This is a genomic window from Ideonella sp., from assembly GCF_036277275.1.
Taxonomy (GTDB): Bacteria; Pseudomonadota; Gammaproteobacteria; order Burkholderiales; family Burkholderiaceae_C; genus Ideonella.
The window spans coordinates 1-16,327 of record NZ_DASUNH010000099.1 but is presented as its reverse complement, the minus strand read 5'-3'; the positions used below and the strand labels follow the sequence as shown (position 1 = coordinate 16,327).

The following is a 16,327-nucleotide window of genomic DNA, read 5'->3' as shown; positions in this document are numbered from 1 at the left end:
GGACGATGCTTCTCGTGCGGACGGCATGGCCGCCTCCGGTGCCCCCTCCCTCACCCGGGAGTGGCCCGCCGCCGCACACCCGCCCTGGTCTCCGGGCACGCGACGTGCATGCCATGATGGCGCGGCAATCCGCCGCCATTCGCCCCGCCGCCATGAACACTGCCCTGCCCCGCCGCACCAAGCCCCTGCCTCCCTTGCGCGTCGGCGTCGGCGGCCCGGTCGGCTCGGGCAAGACCACCCTGGTCGAGATGCTGTGCAAGACCATGCGCGAACGCTGGGACCTGGTGGTCGTCACCAACGACATCTACACCAAGGAAGACCAGCGCCTGCTGACGGTCGCCGGCGCGCTGGCGCCGGAGCGGATCATGGGCGTCGAAACCGGCGGCTGCCCGCACACGGCCATCCGCGAAGACGCATCGATCAACCTCGAAGCGGTCGACCGCATGCTCGACCGCTTCCCCGACGCCGACATCGTCTTCATCGAGTCCGGCGGCGACAACCTCGCAGCCACCTTCAGCCCCGAGTTGAGCGACCTGACGATCTACGTGATCGACGTGGCGGCGGGCGAGAAGATCCCGCGCAAGGGTGGCCCCGGCATCACCAAGAGCGACCTGTTCGTCATCAACAAGACCGACCTGGCACCCTACGTGGGGGCTGATCTGTCGGTGATGGAGGCGGATACGAAACGGATGCGGGGTGTGAAGCCGTTCGTGATGACGAATCTGAAGACGAAGACCGGATTGGCGGAGGTCGTGGCGTTCATTGAGCGCAAGGGTTTGCTGACGGCTTAGGCAGCCGGGAGATTCGCACCGCTGGACGCGTCTCGGCAGCGCGTTCGCGTACCCACCTGATTGATCCTGGCACGCCTTCGCGCGCCGCCGTGGGTGCCCAGCGGACGATCGGGATGGGTTTGGGTGAGCGTCTAACGTGAGCCCAGGCCCGTCCCGATTGGCCGCCTCGCCACCCTCGGCAAGCCGCCAGCGACCTGACCGTATCCATGCCAAACAAAGATAGCTGCTAGTCCCCACCGAACCTAGCCGGCATGGCAGGCAATTCCGAGAATGCAAACCACTGCCTCGGACACTCGCCATGCCTCAAACCGCCATTCCCTGCCTGCTGATGCGGGGCGGCACCTCCAAGGGGCCGTTCTTCCGGGCCGCAGACCTGCCGGCCGACACACCCACCCGCGACAAGGTGTTGCTCGCGGCGATGGGCTCGCCCGACAAGCGCCAGATCGACGGCCTGGGCGGCGCCCACCCGCTGACCAGCAAGGTCGGCATCGTCTCGACCAGCACCCGCCCCGGCGTCGACCTCGAGTTCCTGTTCGCGCAATTGCAGCCCGACAAGAACACCGTCGACACCACGCCCAACTGCGGCAACATGCTCGCCGCCGTCGTGCCCTTTGCGCTCGAAACCGGCATAGTGAAAGCGCAGGGCGAGACCAGCACGTTCCGCGTGTTGACGCTGAACACCGACATGGCTTGCGACATCACCGTGCACACGCCCGGCGGCCAAGTCGAATACGAAGGCGACGCGCGCATCGACGGCGCGCCGGGCACCGCGGCGCCGATCACGATCAATTTTCTCGACACCGCCGGCTCGGTCTGCTCGGGCCTGCTGCCCACCGGCCGCGTGCGCGACACCATCACCGTCGAAGGCGCCGGCTTCGCCACCTTCACGCTCGACGTGACCTGCATCGACAACGGCATGCCGCTGGTGATCTTCAAGGCCACGGACCTGGGCCGCAGCGGCTACGAAAGCGTGGCCGAGCTGAACGCCGATGCCGACCTGAAAGCGAAGATCGAGGCGCTGCGCCTGACCGTGTCCCGCCGCATGGGCCTGGGCGACGTGAGCAGCAAGAACTACCCGAAGATGACGCTGATCGCACCGCCGGTGAACGGGGGGGCCATCTGCACGCGCAGCTTCATCCCCCATGTGTGCCACGACGCGATCGGCGTGCTCGCCGCGGTCACCGTCGGCACCGCCTGCGTGCTCGAAGGCTCGGTCTGCGACGGCGTGGCGGTGATGCCCAAGGGGTTGGCCAAGAAGGTCTCGGTCGAACACCCGACCGGTGAGTTCAGCGTCTCGTTGGCCATCGATCCCGCGAACCCGCAAAGCGTCACCCAGGCCGCACTGCTGCGCACCGCGCGCCTGCTGATGCGCGGTGAGGTGATGGTGCCCGCATCGGTCTGGAAAGGGCCTCAAGCATGAGCCTCATCATCGACGTCCACGGCCACTACACCACTGCGCCAGCCGCCCTCGGGGCCTGGCGCGACCTGCAGGTCGCCGGACTGAAAGACCCGTCGAAGACGCCGAAAGCCTCGGATCTGAAGATCAGCGACGACGACATCCGAGAGACGATCGAATCAAACCAGCTGAAGCTGATGAAGCAACGCGGCTCGGACCTGACGATCTTTTCGCCACGCGCCAGCTTCATGGCCCACCACATCGGCGACTTCGAGACCTCGTCGACCTGGGCCGCGATCTGCAACGAGCTGTGCTTTCGCGTCTCGCAGCTGTTCCCGGATCACTTCATCCCCGCCGCGATGCTGCCGCAATCGCCGGGGGCCGACCCGAAGACCTGCATCCCCGAACTCGTCAAGTGCGTGGAGCAGTACGGCAACGTCGGCATCAACCTGAACCCCGATCCGTCGGGCGGGCACTGGACCTCGCCGCCGCTGTCTGACCGGCACTGGTACCCGATCTACGAAAAGATGGTCGAGTACGACATCCCCGCGATGATCCATGTGAGCACCAGCTGCAACGCGTGCTTCCACACCACCGGCGCGCACTACCTGAATGCGGACACCACCGCCTTCATGCAGTGCCTGACGTCGGACCTGTTCAAGGACTTCCCGACGCTGAAGTTCCTGATCCCGCACGGCGGCGGCGCGGTGCCCTACCACTGGGGCCGGTTCCGTGGCCTGGCGCAAGAGCTGAAGAAGCCGCTGCTGCAAGAGCACCTGCTGAAGAACATCTTCTTCGACACCTGCGTCTACCACCAGCCCGGCATCGACCTGCTCACCACCGTGATCCCGGTCGACAACATCCTGTTCGCCAGCGAAATGATCGGCGCGGTGCGTGGCGTCGATCCGGAGACCGGCTTCAACTATGACGACACCAAGCGCTACATCGAAGCCTCTACGGTACTGACCTCCGAGCAGAAGCACCAGGTCTACGAAGGCAATGCGCGGCGTGTCTTCACCCGGCTCGACGCGGCGCTGAAGAAGAAAGGGCTGTGAGCATGAGCAACCTGCCGATGAACCAGCTCGGCGTCGTCAAGCGCCGCATCGAGCGCGCCGACAAGGCCGCAGTCGACAAGCTCTCGCAGTTCGGCGTCGCCACCATCCACGAAGCGATGGGTCGCGTCGGGCTGATGAAGCCCTACATGCGTCCCGTCTACGCCGGCGCGAAGACTTGCGGCACGGCGGTCACGATCCTGCTGCAACCGGGCGACAACTGGATGATGCACGTGGCAGCCGAGCAGTTGCAGCCGGGTGACGTGGCCGTGGCCGCCTGCACCACCGACAACGAAGACGGCTTCTTCGGCGACCTGCTGGCCACCTCATTCCAGGCCCGCGGCGCCAGAGGTCTGGTGATCGACGGCGGCGTGCGCGATGTGGCCGAACTCGAGAAGATGGGCTTCCCCGTCTTCAGCAAGGCGATCCACGCCAAAGGCACGATCAAGGCGACGCTGGGCTCGGTCAACGTGCCCATCGTTTGCGCCGGCGCCGTCGTCAACCCGGGCGACGTGGTGATCGCCGATGTCGACGGCGTGGTCGTCGTGCCTGCCGCGATCGCGGGCCAGGTCGCCGACGTAGCCGAAAAACGCGAGAGCTTCGAAGGCGAGAAGCGCGCCAAGCTGGCCAGCGGCGTGCTGGGCCTGGACATGTACCAGATGCGTGGGCCGCTCGAGAAGGCCGGGCTGCGCTACATCGATTGATTGCCCGACCCGTTGTGGATGGAGACCAAAGACGATGACAACCATGAACCGCCGCGCCGCCGTGGCGCTGGCCGCCGCAGCGACCTTGATCGCCGCGGTGCCAGCCCAGGCCGAAGACTGGCCGGCCAAGCCGGTGCGCATCATCACGCCGTTCCCGGCCGGCGCGGGGCCGGAGGCGGTCGTGCGCGTGCTGGCCGAGAAGCTGCAGAAGAAATGGGGCAAGCCGGTCATCGTTGAAAACAAGCCGGGCGCCAATGGCTTCCTCGCGATCGACGCCTTCAAGCGCGGCGCCACCGACGGCACCGACCTGCTGCAACTCGACAACGTGCACCTGGTCGCCTACCCGTCGCTGTTCAAGAAGCTGCCGTACGACCCGGTGAAAGACTTCGAGCCGATCACGCCGCTGTTCCGCACCTACTTCTTCGTCGGCGTGCCCACGACCAGCAAGTACAAGACCGTGGGTGACATCGTGGCCGACGCCAAGGCCCGCCCCGGCGTGCTGAACTACGGCTCATGGTCGATCGGCAACCCGGTTCACCTGGGCTCGGCGCTGCTCGAGTCGATGACCAGCACCGAGATGCAGCACATCGTCTACAAGGAAACGTCGATGCTCTACACGGGCGTCGCCAACGGCGAGCTGAACTTCTCGCTCGGCACGCTGGCCACCGCCGGCCCGCTGCAACGCTCGGGCAAGATCAAGTTCATCGCCGTCACCGCCCCCAGGCGCCACCCCACGTTCCCCGATGTGCCGACGGTCGCCGAATCCGGTGGTCCGGCAGGCTACGAGGTGACCGGCTGGACGACGATCGCGGCGCCGAGGGGCCTGCCCAAAGCCGTGGCCGACAAGATCCAGAAAGACATCGAAGCCGCGCTGGCAGAGCCGGACATCAAGGACCGCTACGCCACCTTCGGCTACGAGACCTTCCCGGTGACGCGTGAGCAGTTCAATGCGTTCATCGCCTCGGAGTCGACGAAGTATGCGGATGTGATCAAGCGGGCCAAGGTGGCGCTGGACTGATGGTCGCCGTTCGAGGCGCTGCTTTGCAGCCGCCGCTCTTCAAGTGGCGTGCGCGGATCCGGCTCTGCCGGTCCGCTGCGCGAGCCCCCCTCGGGGGGCCTTGCCCGGACATGGACAGTCCTGAGGACTGTTCGTGCCTGGCAAGGGGCCGGGCCTCTGGCCCGGCGCGGCCTGCAAGGTAGTGCCCCGGAAGGGGGCGTGGGGGTCTACATGACGCAATGGCATATCGGCCTCGTCGGCTACGGCGAGGTGGGCCGCATCCTGGCTGAGGATCTGCGCGCACAGGGTGTGGCGGTCAGCGCCTGCGACCTGAAGCTGGGCCATGCCGAGAGTGCCGGGCCGCTGATGGGCCATGCGTCGGCGCACGGGGTGAAGCTGACAGCCTCGCACACCGAGTTGGCCGCTGGCAGCGACCTGATCGTCAGCGCGGTCACCGCCAGCCAGGCGGTGCCGGTGGCGCAGGCCTGCGCAGCGGCCTTGCGGCCGGGCGCCTTCTTCCTCGATGTCAACTCCGCCTCGCCGGGCGCGAAGCAACGCGCCGCCACGCACATCAACGCGGCCGGCGGCCGCTACGTGGAGGGCGCCGTGATGACCAGCGTGCCGCCCTACCGCATCAAGGTGCCATTGCTGCTGGGCGGGCCGGATGCCGCGTCACTGGTCCCGATGCTGGACGCTCTCGGCTTTGCCGCCAAGGTGGTGAGCGAACGGCTCGGCGTGGCCTCGGCCACCAAGATGTGCCGCAGCGTGATGATCAAGGGCCTCGAGGCGATGGTGATCGAGAGCTTCACGACCGCCCGCCACTACGGCGTCGAAGACGCGGTGATCGCCTCGCTGCGCGAGACCTTCCCCGGCATCGACTGGGAGAAGCAGGCCGCCTACTTCTTCCAGCGTGTGATCGAGCATGGCCGCCGTCGCAGCGAAGAGGTGCGCGAGGTCGCCCAGACGGTGCGCGAAGCGGGCCTCGAACCGTGGAGCGCCGCCGGCACGGCCGAGCGCCAGGGCTGGGTGGCCGACCTGGCCGATGCCGGCGTCTTCGGTCCGCCAGGCGCACCAGGCTTTGGCCGCAGCCCCGACTGGCGCACGGAAGCTGACCGCATCCTCCGTCAGTCGAAGAAGAAGGACTGAGATGCCATACGACAAGACCCCGGGCTGGCTGGACTGGTACGTCGGGCCGACCAAACCCCGCTTCCAATTGCCAGCGGGCAGCGTCGACGCGCACTGCCATGTGTTCGGCCCTGGCGACGAGTTTCCGTTCGCACCCGAGCGCAAGTACACTCCTTGCGACGCGGGCAAGCGGCAGCTGTTCGCACTGCGCGACCACCTGGGTTTCGCCCGCAACGTGATCGTGCAAGCCACCTGCCACGGCGCGGACAACCGCGCGATGGTCGATGCCTGTCTGGCCTCGAATGGCCGCGCCCGCGGCGTGGCCACCGTGCGGCGCAGCATCACCGACGACGATCTGCAACAGTTGCACGCGGCCGGCGTGCGCGGCGTTCGCTTCAACTTCGTCAAGCGCCTGGTCGACTTCACGCCCAAGGACGAATTGCTGGAAATCGCCAACCGCATCGCGGCCCTCGGCTGGCACGTCGTCATCTACTTCGAGGCGGTCGATCTGCCCGAGCTGTGGGGGTTCTTCACCACACTGCCCACCACCATCGTCGTCGACCACATGGGCCGGCCCGACGTGAGCAAACCCATCGACGGGCCCGAGTTCGAGCTCTTCGTCCGCTTCATGCGCGAGCACCCGAACGTCTGGAGCAAGGTCAGCTGCCCGGAGCGCTTGTCGGTCAGCGGCCCGAAGGCGCTGAACGGCGAACAGGCGGCCTACCGCGACGTGCTGCCATTTGCCCGCCGCATCGTCGAGACCTTCCCCGACCGGGTCCTCTGGGGTACCGATTGGCCGCATCCGAACCTGAAAGACCACATGCCCGACGACGGTCTGCTGGTCGACTTCATTCCCCACATCGCGCCAACGGCCGAGTTGCAGAAGAAACTGCTGGTCGACAACCCGATGCGCCTCTATTGGCCTGAAGAAACGAAAGGCTGACGATGGCCCTGAAAAAACCCTACCTGGACGTGCCCGGCACGACCATCTTCGACGCCGAGCAGTCGCGCAAGGGCTATTGGCTGAACCAGTTCTGCATGTCGCTGATGAAGCCCGAGAACCGCACCCGCTTCAAGGCCGACGAGCGCGCCTACCTCGACGAATGGCCGATGACCGAAGAGCAGAAGCAGGGCGTGCTGACGCGCGACCTGAACCGCTGCATCGCGGCTGGCGGCAACATCTATTTCCTGGCCAAGATCGGTGCCACCGACGGCAAGAGCTTCCAGTACATGGCCGCCAGCATGACCGGCATGACGCAAGAAGAGTACGCCGCGATGATGCTGGCCGGTGGCCGCTCGCCCGAGGGCAACCGCTACATCGGCGAAAAGACCGGAGAGAAGAAGTAATGGCCGCCAAGATCACCGCCAGCGTCTACACCTCGCACGTGCCGGCCATCGGTGCGGCCCTCGACCTCGGCAAGACGGCTGATCCGTACTGGCAGCCAGTGTTCAAGGGCTACGATTACTCGAAGCAATGGCTGAAGGACGAGAAGCCCGACGTCATCTTTCTGGTCTACAACGACCACGCCAGCGCCTTCAGCCTCGAGCTGATCCCGACCTTCGCGATCGGCTGCGCAGCCGAGTTCAGGCCAGCGGACGAAGGCTGGGGCCCGCGCCCGGTGCCCACCGTGATCGGCCACCCCGAGCTGGCCGCGCACATCGCGCAAAGCGTGATCCAGGACGACTTCGACCTGACCATCGCCAACAAGATGGATGTGGACCACGGCCTGACGGTGCCGCTGTCGTTGATGTGCGGCCCGCAAGACCCGGTCCATGGGGCCTGGCCCTGCCCGGTGATCCCGTTCGCCGTCAACGTGGTGCAGTACCCGGTGCCATCGGGTCGGCGCTGCTTCATGCTGGGCCAGGCGATTCGCCGCGCGATCGAAACGTTCGACACCGATCTGAAGGTGCAGATCTGGGGCACCGGAGGCATGAGCCACCAGTTGCAGGGCGCGCGCGCCGGCCTGATCAATCGCGATTGGGACAACGCCTTCCTCGACCGCTTGATCGAAGACCCCGAAGGCCTGTCGAGGGTGCCGCACATCGACTACGTGCGCGAAGCGGGCTCGGAGGGCATCGAGCTGGTGATGTGGCTGATCGCCCGCGGCGCGATGGCCGACATCCATGGCGGCCCGAAGCCGACCGTGAAGCACCGCTTCTATCACGTGCCCGCCTCGAACACGGCCGTCGGCCACCTGATCCTGGAGGAATGTTGAGCCCCCACGCCCCCTTCCGGGGGCTGCCCCCCCAAGGGGGGCTCTTGCAGCGGACCGGCAAAGCCGGATCCGCGCAAGCGACTTGAATGGCGGGCGCCCCATGGGCGACCCTGACCGAGGAGAAACTGAATGAGCAATACCAAGGTCCGTGTGGCACTGGCCGGTGCCGGTGCCTTCGGCATCAAGCACCTGGACGGCATCAAGAACATCGATGGCGTCGAGGTCGTGTCGCTGGTCAGCCGCGAGCTGGACAAGACGAAGGAAGTCGCCGCGCGCTACGCCATCCCTCATGTCAGCACGGAGCTGGCCGACAGCCTGGCCCTGCCCGAGGTCGATGCGGTGATCCTGTGCACGCCGACACAGATGCATGCGGCGCAAAGCATCGCCTGCCTGAAGGCCGGCAAGCATGTGCAGGTCGAGATCCCGTTGTGCGACATGCTGACTGCCGGTGAAGAGGTGGTTCAGGTGCAGCGTGAGACCGGGCTGGTGGCGATGTGCGGCCACACGCGCCGCTTCAACCCCAGCCACCAGTTCGTGTACAACAAGATCAAGGCTGGTGAGTTCAACATTCAACAGATGGATGTGCAGACCTACTTCTTCCGCCGCACCAACATGAACGCGCTGGGCCAGCCACGCAGTTGGACCGACCATTTGCTGTGGCACCACGCTGCCCACACGGTGGACCTGTTCGCCTACCAGTGCGGCAGCCCCGTTGTGCAGGCCCATGCGATCCAAGGGCCGATCCACCCGACGCTCGGCATCGCGATGGACATGTCGATCCAGCTGAAGGCGGCCAACGGCGCGATCTGCACGCTCTCCTTAAGCTTCAACAACGAGGGCCCACTGGGCACCTTCTTCCGCTACATCGGCGACACAGCCACCTATATCGCCCGCTACGACGACCTGTTCAATGGCAAGGACGAGCAGATCGACGTGTCGAAGGTCGACGTCTCGATGAACGGCATCGAGCTGCAGGACCGCGAGTTCTTCGCCGCGATCCGCGAAGGCCGCGAGCCCAACGCCAGCGTGGCCCAGGTGCTGCCCTGCTACCGGGTGTTGCACCGGCTGGAGCAGCAGTTGAACGCCGGCTGACGGCCGGCAGCACCGGCCTCGACGGCAGCGGCACCGACTGCGCGAGCAGCCGATGCCGCAACGCCGCAGGTCGGCTGCGGCCCCCTTTCATGCCTGCTCAGCGCAGCGGCGTCTCGTCGTCGACCGGGAGCGCCACGTCCAGCGTCAAGCGCAGGAACTCGGTCGGGTCGGGTTGGCCTTCGTCGCGGCTGCTGCCGGGGTAGTTGTTGTCGTTGATCACCAGCAGCGTGTGCGCGTCCAGCACCAGCACATCCTCGATCGTCACGAACGGGAACGTGAACATCGACTGGCCGTCCTGGTTCAGGTCGTGCGGGTCGGCCACGTTCATCAGGTCGATGACTTCGGTCTTGCTGACAAAGCCGCCGCTGTCGACGACGTTCAGGTCGACCAAGTAGACCTTCTTGAAGCGCGGCGTCTCGGTGCCATTGCGCTCGATGACGAGGAACTGATGCTCGTTGACCGCCGTCATGTCGCCGATGTTGGTGCCCTGCGGCTCCAGCTTGTACAGCCACTGCTGGCCGGTGTAGGCCGCCGTTCGGATGTCGAAGCGATTGATGCGCAAGCTGCCCACCGGGTCACCCGCCACCGTACCTTCGAGCAGCGTGAACAGGTGCCTGCCCGACGCATCGATCGCCATCCCCTCGAAGCCGCGCGAGCGGCCCAGGGTCGGCGTGCCGCCGTTCAGGTGCGGGCTGTCGGGTGACTTCACGCCCGGCATCGGCACCTCGGCGCGCAGAACCTTGCCCTTGGCGTTGGTCTGCAACAGGAACGGCCCGAGCTCGTCGCCGAACCACAGGTGACCATGGCGGTCCACGCGCACCGATTCGATGTCGAAATCAGCACCGGTCAGCAGCCGGCGTCTGGCGATGACTTCGTCGACCGGAATGTCGGCGCTGCCGGGGCCGCTGCCGGCGTAGGGATAGAACGCACCGTCGGCCACGATCGGAAAGCCGAGCTGGCGTTCGTTGTCGTTCAGCGTGATGTAGCTGCGCCTGTCGAACGTATCCAGCCCCGCGCCGCTGTCACGATCGACCGGGATGACACGGGCGCTGCCGGCCAGGCCGGTGTCGGTCCAGACACGAAACTCGGGTCGCACGGTGTACAGGCGCAGCAGCGTATCGGGCGAATTGGTCTTGGCACCGAACCCGTTGTCGGGCATGACCTGGAAGGTGCCGTCCACCGGGCCGGGCAATACCGCCGAGAAGCCCTGCACCGGCTGCTTGCCCACCAGCGGCAGCGTGCGGCCGTTGGCGCTGCTGGCGAACTGGCCTGAGGTCGGGCCGGGGGCAAATGTGTCGGCTGGCATCGAGGCAAAGCCGGTCAGCGTGCCGGCAGCATGGGCGGCGGACAGTGCGAACACGGCGGGCAATGCGACGGCGCTGGCCAGCGCGAGGCGGGAACGGCGAGGTGTGCGGTGCATCGATTTTCTTTCGTAACGCGGAGGAACCTGCGATGCTTTCAAGCAGCGATGACAGGGCCGTGAGCATGTGATGACGGCGGCATGACGCGCCTATGATTCGCCTTGTCGCCACGCCGGTGCCTGCCTGTGACCAACCTCGTCCCCTGGCTCAGCTTCAACCTCAGCGTCCTGCTGCTGGTGGCCTACGAATGGCGCGTGCACCGCATCGGCCAGCGCCAGCCCGAGCGTTTGGCCCGTTATGCGAACGCGAAGCTGCGCATGCACTGGGTGGTGTCGCTGAGCGGCAAGCCTGGCCATGAGATCGTCGCCGTGCAGGCCTTGCGCAACTCGCTGATGGCTGCGTCGATCTCGGCCTCGACGGCAGCACTGGCGGTGATGGGCGCCTTGAGCATGACCGGCGCATCACTGGCCGCAAACCTGTCGCGCTGGTCGGGCGAGAACGCCCTGCACACCTTGCTGCAGGCGATGCTGGTCGGCCTGCTGTTCGCGTCGTATGTCTGCTCGGCCCTGTCGACGCGGCATTACAGCCATGCCAGTTTCATCGTCTCGATCCCGGTCGACCGGCCCGAACGCGCCGAGCTGAACAGCGCCGCCGCCCACCACGTGCGACGCGCCGGGCTGATGTACAGCTGGGGCCTGCGCCTGTTCCTGATGGTGTTGCCGGCCGTCGCCGGCGTCGTGCACCCGCTGGCGATGCTGCCGGCCACCGTGCTGTTGACCATCGGCCTGCGTCTGTTCGACCAGCCGGCGAACGACGTCGAGGTGGACTGACGCGAAACACCATGGCCAGCGCCACTGCCCACTGCCCCACTCGCCGCGCGGCCTGCGTGGTCGGCTTGAGCTGGCTGGCCGCTGCGGGCCTGGCGCATGCCGAGACAGCGCTGGACACGTTGGCGACGATGGTGCGGTTTCTCGGTGCCGCCGCAAGCCTGCTGGCGGGCACTGCGGTGCGGGTCGAGCGTCTGGGCCTGTCTGGCCTGCCGCCGCTCGAGCGGGAAGCCGCGCAAGCACAGTTGATGGAGCTGACCCTGGCCCTGGACTTCATGCTGCCGCGCCAGCAGGTCTTCATCGGCGACCTGCGCAGCTACCTCGAGACCGCACGTGCCGAACGATTCGACTCCCCGGCGCAACGCGAGCGCGTGTGGCGCGCAGCGGTGGCCGACGTCGACGAGATCAGCGCGGCCGCCGGGCGGGTGCAGGCGGTCGTCGCCCGGCCAGGCACGCGGCTGGAAGTCGCGTTGCCCGACGAAGACCGCCTGGCGCTGCAGTCGGCGCTGCAGGAGCGCCAAACGCTGCTTGCACGCCTGAAGGCCCTGCCACCACCGGGCACGCCGGGTGAGCTGGCACAGCTGGAACAGCTGACCGAGCGCTACACCCGGCTGCGCCGCGCAGCTTTCGACCTGCGTGTCGCGCTGCAGGGGCAACTGGGCGAACGCCTGCCGCCGTGAGCCCCGCGCCCGCTTCCCATGGCCGGCCTGTTCATTTCCTATGCCCACGAAGACAAGCCCTTCGTGGCCGACCTCGCGCACGCGCTCACCGAGGCGGGCCACGCCGTCTGGTGGGACCGTGCGCTGGACGTCGGTGGTGAGTTCCGCTTGCAGCTCCAGGCCGAGCTCGACGCGGCAGCGCTGGTGCTGGTGGTCTGGTCGGAGCGCTCGCGGGTTTCTCGCTTCGTCGCTGACGAGGCCGATCTGGCGTTGACCCAGGGCAAGCTGCTACCGCTGCTGATCGATCGGGCCCGGCCCGCGTTGGGCTTCGGGGGTCTGCACGCCATCGACTTGTCGACCTGGTCACGCACGGCCGACGACGCCGGCTTCGCCGGACTGCTGAAGGTCGTCGACGAGCGGTTGGGGGCTGGCGCCCAACCGCCACCGCCGCGACCACGCGCCGCGCTGGTCCGGCCGGCGCTGCACCTGATCGGCGCCACGGCGATTGCCACCGGCGTGGCCCAGTTCACGGCGCTGCAGGCGCAAGCGGACGCGGCTGCGGGCCACAACGGCTGGAATGCGCTGGCCTTCGTCGCACAGCATGCCGTGCTGGCGGCGGTGTTGCTGCTGCCGGTCGGCGCCTATGCGGTGCAGCGGGTTCGCACGCTGGGCCTGGCCCATTGGAAGGCGCTGCTGCGGCCCTTCTTCGGCACGCTGGGCTGGGGTTTGTTGGCCGCGGTGCTGCTGGTGGTGATGGCCTTGGCGGCCGGCGCCAGCGAAGAGGCCGCCCCGATGGCCCGCCTGGGCCAGGCGGTCGGCACCGCGTTGCTGGCCACGCTGGTGGTGGCGGCCTTGCTGGCGCTGGCACGGCTGGCCTGGCGCACGCCGAAGTAGCCGCAGCGCCGATCACCGCACAAAAGGAAACGGGGCCCGAAGGCCCCGCTTTCATTGAGAGCCGAAGCCCTGATCAGTTGCCGCAGCCCAGGTTGGTGATGCGGGTGTGAGCGGCCTTGGCCTGGACCAGGCCGTAGCCGGTCTTGACATCGCGACCGGCCACGTCCAGGTCCTTGGCGGACTTGTTCAGCGACTGGCGGATCTGCTCGCCGGTGCACTCGGTGTGGTAGCTCCACACCAGGGCAGCGACGGCCGAGACGTGCGGCGTGGCCATCGAGGTGCCGTCGAAGTAGGCGTAGCTCGTGGCTTGCACGGCGACGGTGGCCGACTGGCCGAGCTGGCCCTTCATCGCGGCGCCTTCGGTGTCCGAAGCGGTCACCGACGGGATGGTGGTGGCCACGCCACCCAGCGTGCCGGCGAAGCCGCCGGCGACGTTGTTGTAGACCACCGCGCCCACGCCACCCGAGTTCTGGCAGTTCAGCACCTTCTCCGAGAAGGCGATGTTGCCGCGCTGGATCAGGCAGACCTTGCCGGACACCGAGTTGTCGATCGCATCACCCAGGCCGAAGTCGGCCAGTGCGGCGGTCGCGCTGCCTTGCGGCGAGCCGTCCATCGCGCCCGGTGCGTAGTCGACACCGCCAACTTGCAGCGACGGCTCCGAGCCGGTGCCCATCGGCACGGTCGACAGCACGCCCACGCCCGGACCGGCGATCTCGACGTCCTTGTTGCGCTGCGAGAAGCTGGCCCAAGCCGAATGCTCGTCCACCGCGGCCACCGACATCACCGGCAGATAACCGGCGGGGTACGAGGTCTGGGTGTTGCCACCGTTGCCGGCTGCGGCGATCGACAGGATGCCTGCGTTCTGCAGCGCGGTGAAGGTGTTCTTCTCGGTGGCGTTCGGCAGCGGGCCGCCGAGCGACATGCTGATCACGTTGGCACCGGCAGCCTGGCACTTCTTCGCAGCGGCCGACAGCGTCGACGAGTAGGCCCAGGCGCCGTCGTCGCCGAAGACCTTGATGATGTGCAGCTTGATCTGCTTGTTCGGCAGCACGCCGACCACGCCCTTGTCCAGGTTGTTGATCGCCGAGATCGTGCCGGCGACGTGGGTGCCGTGGTGCGAGCCGTCGACCGACCACTGGCCGGCACCGCCGATGTCGTCGTCACCGGTGACGTTGGCGTTGTTCTGCAGGTCTTCGTGACCCAGGCCATAGCCCGAGTCGATGATGCAGATCTTGCGGTTGCTGGCGTTGGTGTCCTTCAGCTTGTCGGCCTGGGTCAGCGCGATGCCGTAGGGCACCAGCTGGCCGAGCTTGTAGGGCTTGCCGTCCGACGGCGTGGTCAGCGACAGCGGATAGCGCGGCGCATCCTGCTCGACGCGGGCGATCGACGTGTGCTTGGCCAGCGCCATCGCGGCGGCCTTCGGCAGTTCGACGGCGACGTTCTCGCCGTCGATCTCGACCTTCACCTTGCCGCCCAGCTGGGCGATGGCAGCGCGGGCCATCTTGGCCGCCTGGATGGACTTGAAGGTCACGACCACGCGGGTCGTGTCGGCAGCTTGGGCAGCGCCCATCATCGCAAAGGCCAGGCCCAGGCCGACACACAGGCGGGACACCGGGAAGCTCGTCTTGGTCATCTTCACAACTCCAGAAAGGAAAGGTCGATCAAGCAAAAAACGTAAGGACTTGAATCCGAGGCCGCAGTGTCCACGCGCCCGATGGGCTTGCCCACTACAAAAGCTTCAACGATCCTCATGACATTCGACGCAGCCGCGGGCAAACCCGGAGCAAACTCATCCGACCCGCTCAGTTCGCCGTGAATAGTTCACGGCCGAAGACAGAGGCGCCGTGCTCCTACAATCGGCCCTGCAGGAGAGCGCTGGGTTTCGACACCCGTCAACCCAGCCACCGAAGGCGCAAACTCCCATGCACGCTCAGGTTCCGTACTGCACTGATCAATCGCCGTCTGGAGAGCCGCTGGCCTAACGTTCACGTTCGGGACCAGCGCACCGAAGGAGCAAGGCCTCGCGGCAGTCACGCGGCGGCCGAATCTCTCAGGTACCGGGGACAGGGGGAGCGGCAGGCACGAAGCACTCATCCATCGGGCTTCGTGCCGCTCGCTTTTCGGAGAAACCATGCACGTGGTCGTTCTCGGCGCCGGCCTGCTCGGCGTCACTTCCGCCTATTTCCTGCGCCAACTCGGACACGAGGTCACGATCGTCGACCGGCAGGCCGCGCCCGCCGCCGAAACCAGCTTCGCCAACGGCGGCCAGATCTCGGTCAGTCACGCCGAGCCCTGGGCCAACCCCAGCGCCCCGCTGAAGGTGCTGAAGTGGCTGGCCAAGGAAGATGCCCCGCTGCTGTTCCGCCTGCGCGCCGACGCGCGGCAATGGGGCTGGGTGTTCCGCTTCCTGCGCGAGTGCACCCCCGGCCGCACGCGCCACAACATCGAGCAGATCGTGCGGCTGGGCACCTACAGCCGCGACACGCTGCAGCAACTGCGGCGCGACATTGGCCTCGAGTACGACCAGCGCACGCAAGGCATCCTGCACTTCTACACCAGCCCGCAGGAGTTCGCGGCCGCCGAAGGGCCGACCGCGCAAATGCGTGAACTCGGCTGCGACCGGCGCGTGATCTCGGCCGACCAGGCCGTGCGCATCGAGCCGGCGCTGGCGCACATCCGGCCGCAATTGGCCGGCGCCACCTACACCCCGGCCGACGAATCGGGCGACGCGAACCGCTTCGTGCACGAACTCGCCCGCCGCTGCGAAGCGGCCGGCGTACGCTTCCTGATGAGCCACACGGTGACCGCGCTGCGTGAAGCCGGCAGCCGCATCGACCATGTCGAGGCCACCGATGCGCAAGGCTGCTATCACCGCCTGTGTGGCGATGCCTACGTGCTGGCGATGGGATCGCTCAGCCCGCTGCTCGCCAGGCCGCTGGGCATCACGCTGCCGATCTACCCGGCCAAGGGCTACTCGGTGACGATGCCGGTCAAGGACGCGAGCAAGGCGCACCAGGTCTCGCTGACCGATGACGAATACAAGCTCGTCTTCTCGCGCCTGGGCGACAAACTGCGCATCGCCGGCACGGCGGAGTTGAACGGCTACGACCGCGACCTGAACCGCGTGCGCTGCGAGGCGATCGTGCGCCGCGTCGAGGAGCTCTTCCCCGGCGCCGGCGACGCGAGCCGAGCGCAGTTCTGGACCGGCCTGCG

16 protein-coding genes and 1 riboswitch are annotated in these 16,327 nt (G+C 67.1%); of the genes, 14 read left to right on the top strand and 2 right to left on the bottom strand.

Annotation, left to right across the window (positions count from 1 at the left end):
• Positions 1-152: 152 nt before the first annotated feature.
• The 10 genes from ureG to VFY73_RS16745 all read left to right on the top strand — a co-directional run bounded on the left by ureG (position 153) and on the right by VFY73_RS16745 (position 9,373).
• Positions 153-791 (top strand): urease accessory protein UreG, encoded by a 639-nt coding sequence (gene ureG / locus VFY73_RS16790; protein WP_329720793.1) that lies wholly within the window; start codon positions 153-155, stop codon positions 789-791.
• 298 nt (positions 792-1,089) lie between these two features.
• On the top strand, positions 1,090-2,211 hold the full coding sequence (locus VFY73_RS16785; RefSeq protein WP_329720791.1) for a 4-oxalomesaconate tautomerase: 1,122 nt from the start codon (positions 1,090-1,092) through the stop codon (positions 2,209-2,211).
• Positions 2,208-3,242: an amidohydrolase family protein gene (locus VFY73_RS16780; protein WP_329720789.1), complete on the top strand. Its 1,035-nt coding sequence runs from the start codon at positions 2,208-2,210 to the stop codon at positions 3,240-3,242. The genes VFY73_RS16785 and VFY73_RS16780 overlap by 4 nt, the downstream gene beginning before the upstream one ends.
• 17 nt (positions 3,243-3,259) lie before the next feature.
• A complete protein-coding gene (gene ligK / locus VFY73_RS16775; protein WP_329720795.1) occupies positions 3,260-3,943 on the top strand; it encodes a 4-carboxy-4-hydroxy-2-oxoadipate aldolase/oxaloacetate decarboxylase in 684 nt (227 codons plus the stop codon).
• Positions 3,944-3,986: 43 nt separating this feature from the next.
• Positions 3,987-4,961 carry a Bug family tripartite tricarboxylate transporter substrate binding protein gene (locus VFY73_RS16770; protein ID WP_414654476.1) on the top strand — a complete coding sequence of 325 codons (975 nt, stop codon included), beginning with the start codon at positions 3,987-3,989 and terminating at the stop codon, positions 4,959-4,961.
• A gap of 210 nt (positions 4,962-5,171) precedes the next feature.
• Positions 5,172-6,086 (top strand): NAD(P)-dependent oxidoreductase, encoded by a 915-nt coding sequence (locus tag VFY73_RS16765; protein WP_329720785.1) that lies wholly within the window; start codon positions 5,172-5,174, stop codon positions 6,084-6,086.
• Between the two features lies 1 nt (position 6,087).
• Positions 6,088-7,008, top strand: coding sequence for an amidohydrolase family protein (locus VFY73_RS16760; RefSeq protein ID WP_329720783.1), 921 nt, complete (start codon positions 6,088-6,090; stop codon positions 7,006-7,008).
• Positions 7,009-7,010: 2 nt separating this feature from the next.
• The gene (gene ligA / locus VFY73_RS16755) at positions 7,011-7,412 is read left to right on the top strand and encodes a protocatechuate 4,5-dioxygenase subunit alpha (RefSeq protein ID WP_329720781.1); all 402 of its coding nucleotides are present in this window, start codon (positions 7,011-7,013) and stop codon (positions 7,410-7,412) included.
• On the top strand, positions 7,412-8,281 hold the full coding sequence (locus VFY73_RS16750; protein ID WP_329720779.1) for a class III extradiol dioxygenase subunit beta: 870 nt from the start codon (positions 7,412-7,414) through the stop codon (positions 8,279-8,281). The genes ligA and VFY73_RS16750 overlap by 1 nt, the downstream gene beginning before the upstream one ends.
• A gap of 129 nt (positions 8,282-8,410) precedes the next feature.
• Positions 8,411-9,373, top strand: a complete 963-nt coding sequence (locus VFY73_RS16745; RefSeq protein ID WP_329720777.1) for a Gfo/Idh/MocA family oxidoreductase — start codon at positions 8,411-8,413, stop codon at positions 9,371-9,373.
• Positions 9,374-9,470: 97 nt separating this feature from the next.
• Here the strand turns inward: VFY73_RS16745 and VFY73_RS16740 are convergent, their stop codons facing one another.
• Positions 9,471-10,793, bottom strand: coding sequence for an esterase-like activity of phytase family protein (locus VFY73_RS16740; RefSeq protein WP_329720775.1), 1,323 nt, complete (start codon positions 10,791-10,793; stop codon positions 9,471-9,473).
• Between the two features lie 126 nt (positions 10,794-10,919).
• Between VFY73_RS16740 and VFY73_RS16735 the strand changes: the two genes are divergently transcribed.
• The 3 genes from VFY73_RS16735 to VFY73_RS16725 are packed head-to-tail and all read left to right on the top strand — an operon-like array spanning position 10,920 to position 13,114.
• Positions 10,920-11,564, top strand: coding sequence for a DUF599 domain-containing protein (locus tag VFY73_RS16735; protein WP_329720773.1), 645 nt, complete (start codon positions 10,920-10,922; stop codon positions 11,562-11,564).
• A gap of 11 nt (positions 11,565-11,575) precedes the next feature.
• The gene (locus VFY73_RS16730) at positions 11,576-12,241 is read left to right on the top strand and encodes a hypothetical protein (RefSeq protein ID WP_329720771.1); all 666 of its coding nucleotides are present in this window, start codon (positions 11,576-11,578) and stop codon (positions 12,239-12,241) included.
• 18 nt (positions 12,242-12,259) lie between these two features.
• A complete protein-coding gene (locus tag VFY73_RS16725) occupies positions 12,260-13,114 on the top strand; it encodes a toll/interleukin-1 receptor domain-containing protein (protein WP_329720769.1) in 855 nt (284 codons plus the stop codon).
• 73 nt (positions 13,115-13,187) lie between these two features.
• Here VFY73_RS16725 and VFY73_RS16720 read toward each other — a convergent pair whose 3' ends face one another.
• A complete protein-coding gene (locus VFY73_RS16720; protein ID WP_329720767.1) occupies positions 13,188-14,747 on the bottom strand; it encodes a S8 family serine peptidase in 1,560 nt (519 codons plus the stop codon).
• Positions 14,748-15,066: 319 nt separating this feature from the next.
• Positions 15,067-15,191, top strand: a riboswitch (glycine riboswitch).
• A gap of 54 nt (positions 15,192-15,245) precedes the next feature.
• Between VFY73_RS16720 and VFY73_RS16715 the strand changes: the two genes are divergently transcribed.
• On the top strand, positions 15,246-16,327 hold a 1,082-nt coding region (locus VFY73_RS16715; RefSeq protein WP_329720765.1), incomplete at its 3' end, for a D-amino acid dehydrogenase.

Coding starts and splice junctions, on each gene's coding strand:
- ureG (WP_329720793.1), top strand. CDS start 153: ATGAACACTGCCCTGCCCCGCCGCACCAAGCCCCTGCCTCCCTTGCGC.
- VFY73_RS16785 (WP_329720791.1), top strand. CDS start 1,090: ATGCCTCAAACCGCCATTCCCTGCCTGCTGATGCGGGGCGGCACCTCC.
- VFY73_RS16780 (WP_329720789.1), top strand. CDS start 2,208: ATGAGCCTCATCATCGACGTCCACGGCCACTACACCACTGCGCCAGCC.
- ligK (WP_329720795.1), top strand. CDS start 3,260: ATGAACCAGCTCGGCGTCGTCAAGCGCCGCATCGAGCGCGCCGACAAG.
- VFY73_RS16770 (WP_414654476.1), top strand. CDS start 3,987: ATGAACCGCCGCGCCGCCGTGGCGCTGGCCGCCGCAGCGACCTTGATC.
- VFY73_RS16765 (WP_329720785.1), top strand. CDS start 5,172: ATGACGCAATGGCATATCGGCCTCGTCGGCTACGGCGAGGTGGGCCGC.
- VFY73_RS16760 (WP_329720783.1), top strand. CDS start 6,088: ATGCCATACGACAAGACCCCGGGCTGGCTGGACTGGTACGTCGGGCCG.
- ligA (WP_329720781.1), top strand. CDS start 7,011: ATGGCCCTGAAAAAACCCTACCTGGACGTGCCCGGCACGACCATCTTC.
- VFY73_RS16750 (WP_329720779.1), top strand. CDS start 7,412: ATGGCCGCCAAGATCACCGCCAGCGTCTACACCTCGCACGTGCCGGCC.
- VFY73_RS16745 (WP_329720777.1), top strand. CDS start 8,411: ATGAGCAATACCAAGGTCCGTGTGGCACTGGCCGGTGCCGGTGCCTTC.
- VFY73_RS16740 (WP_329720775.1), bottom strand. CDS start 10,793: ATGCACCGCACACCTCGCCGTTCCCGCCTCGCGCTGGCCAGCGCCGTC.
- VFY73_RS16730 (WP_329720771.1), top strand. CDS start 11,576: ATGGCCAGCGCCACTGCCCACTGCCCCACTCGCCGCGCGGCCTGCGTG.
- VFY73_RS16725 (WP_329720769.1), top strand. CDS start 12,260: ATGGCCGGCCTGTTCATTTCCTATGCCCACGAAGACAAGCCCTTCGTG.
- VFY73_RS16720 (WP_329720767.1), bottom strand. CDS start 14,747: ATGACCAAGACGAGCTTCCCGGTGTCCCGCCTGTGTGTCGGCCTGGGC.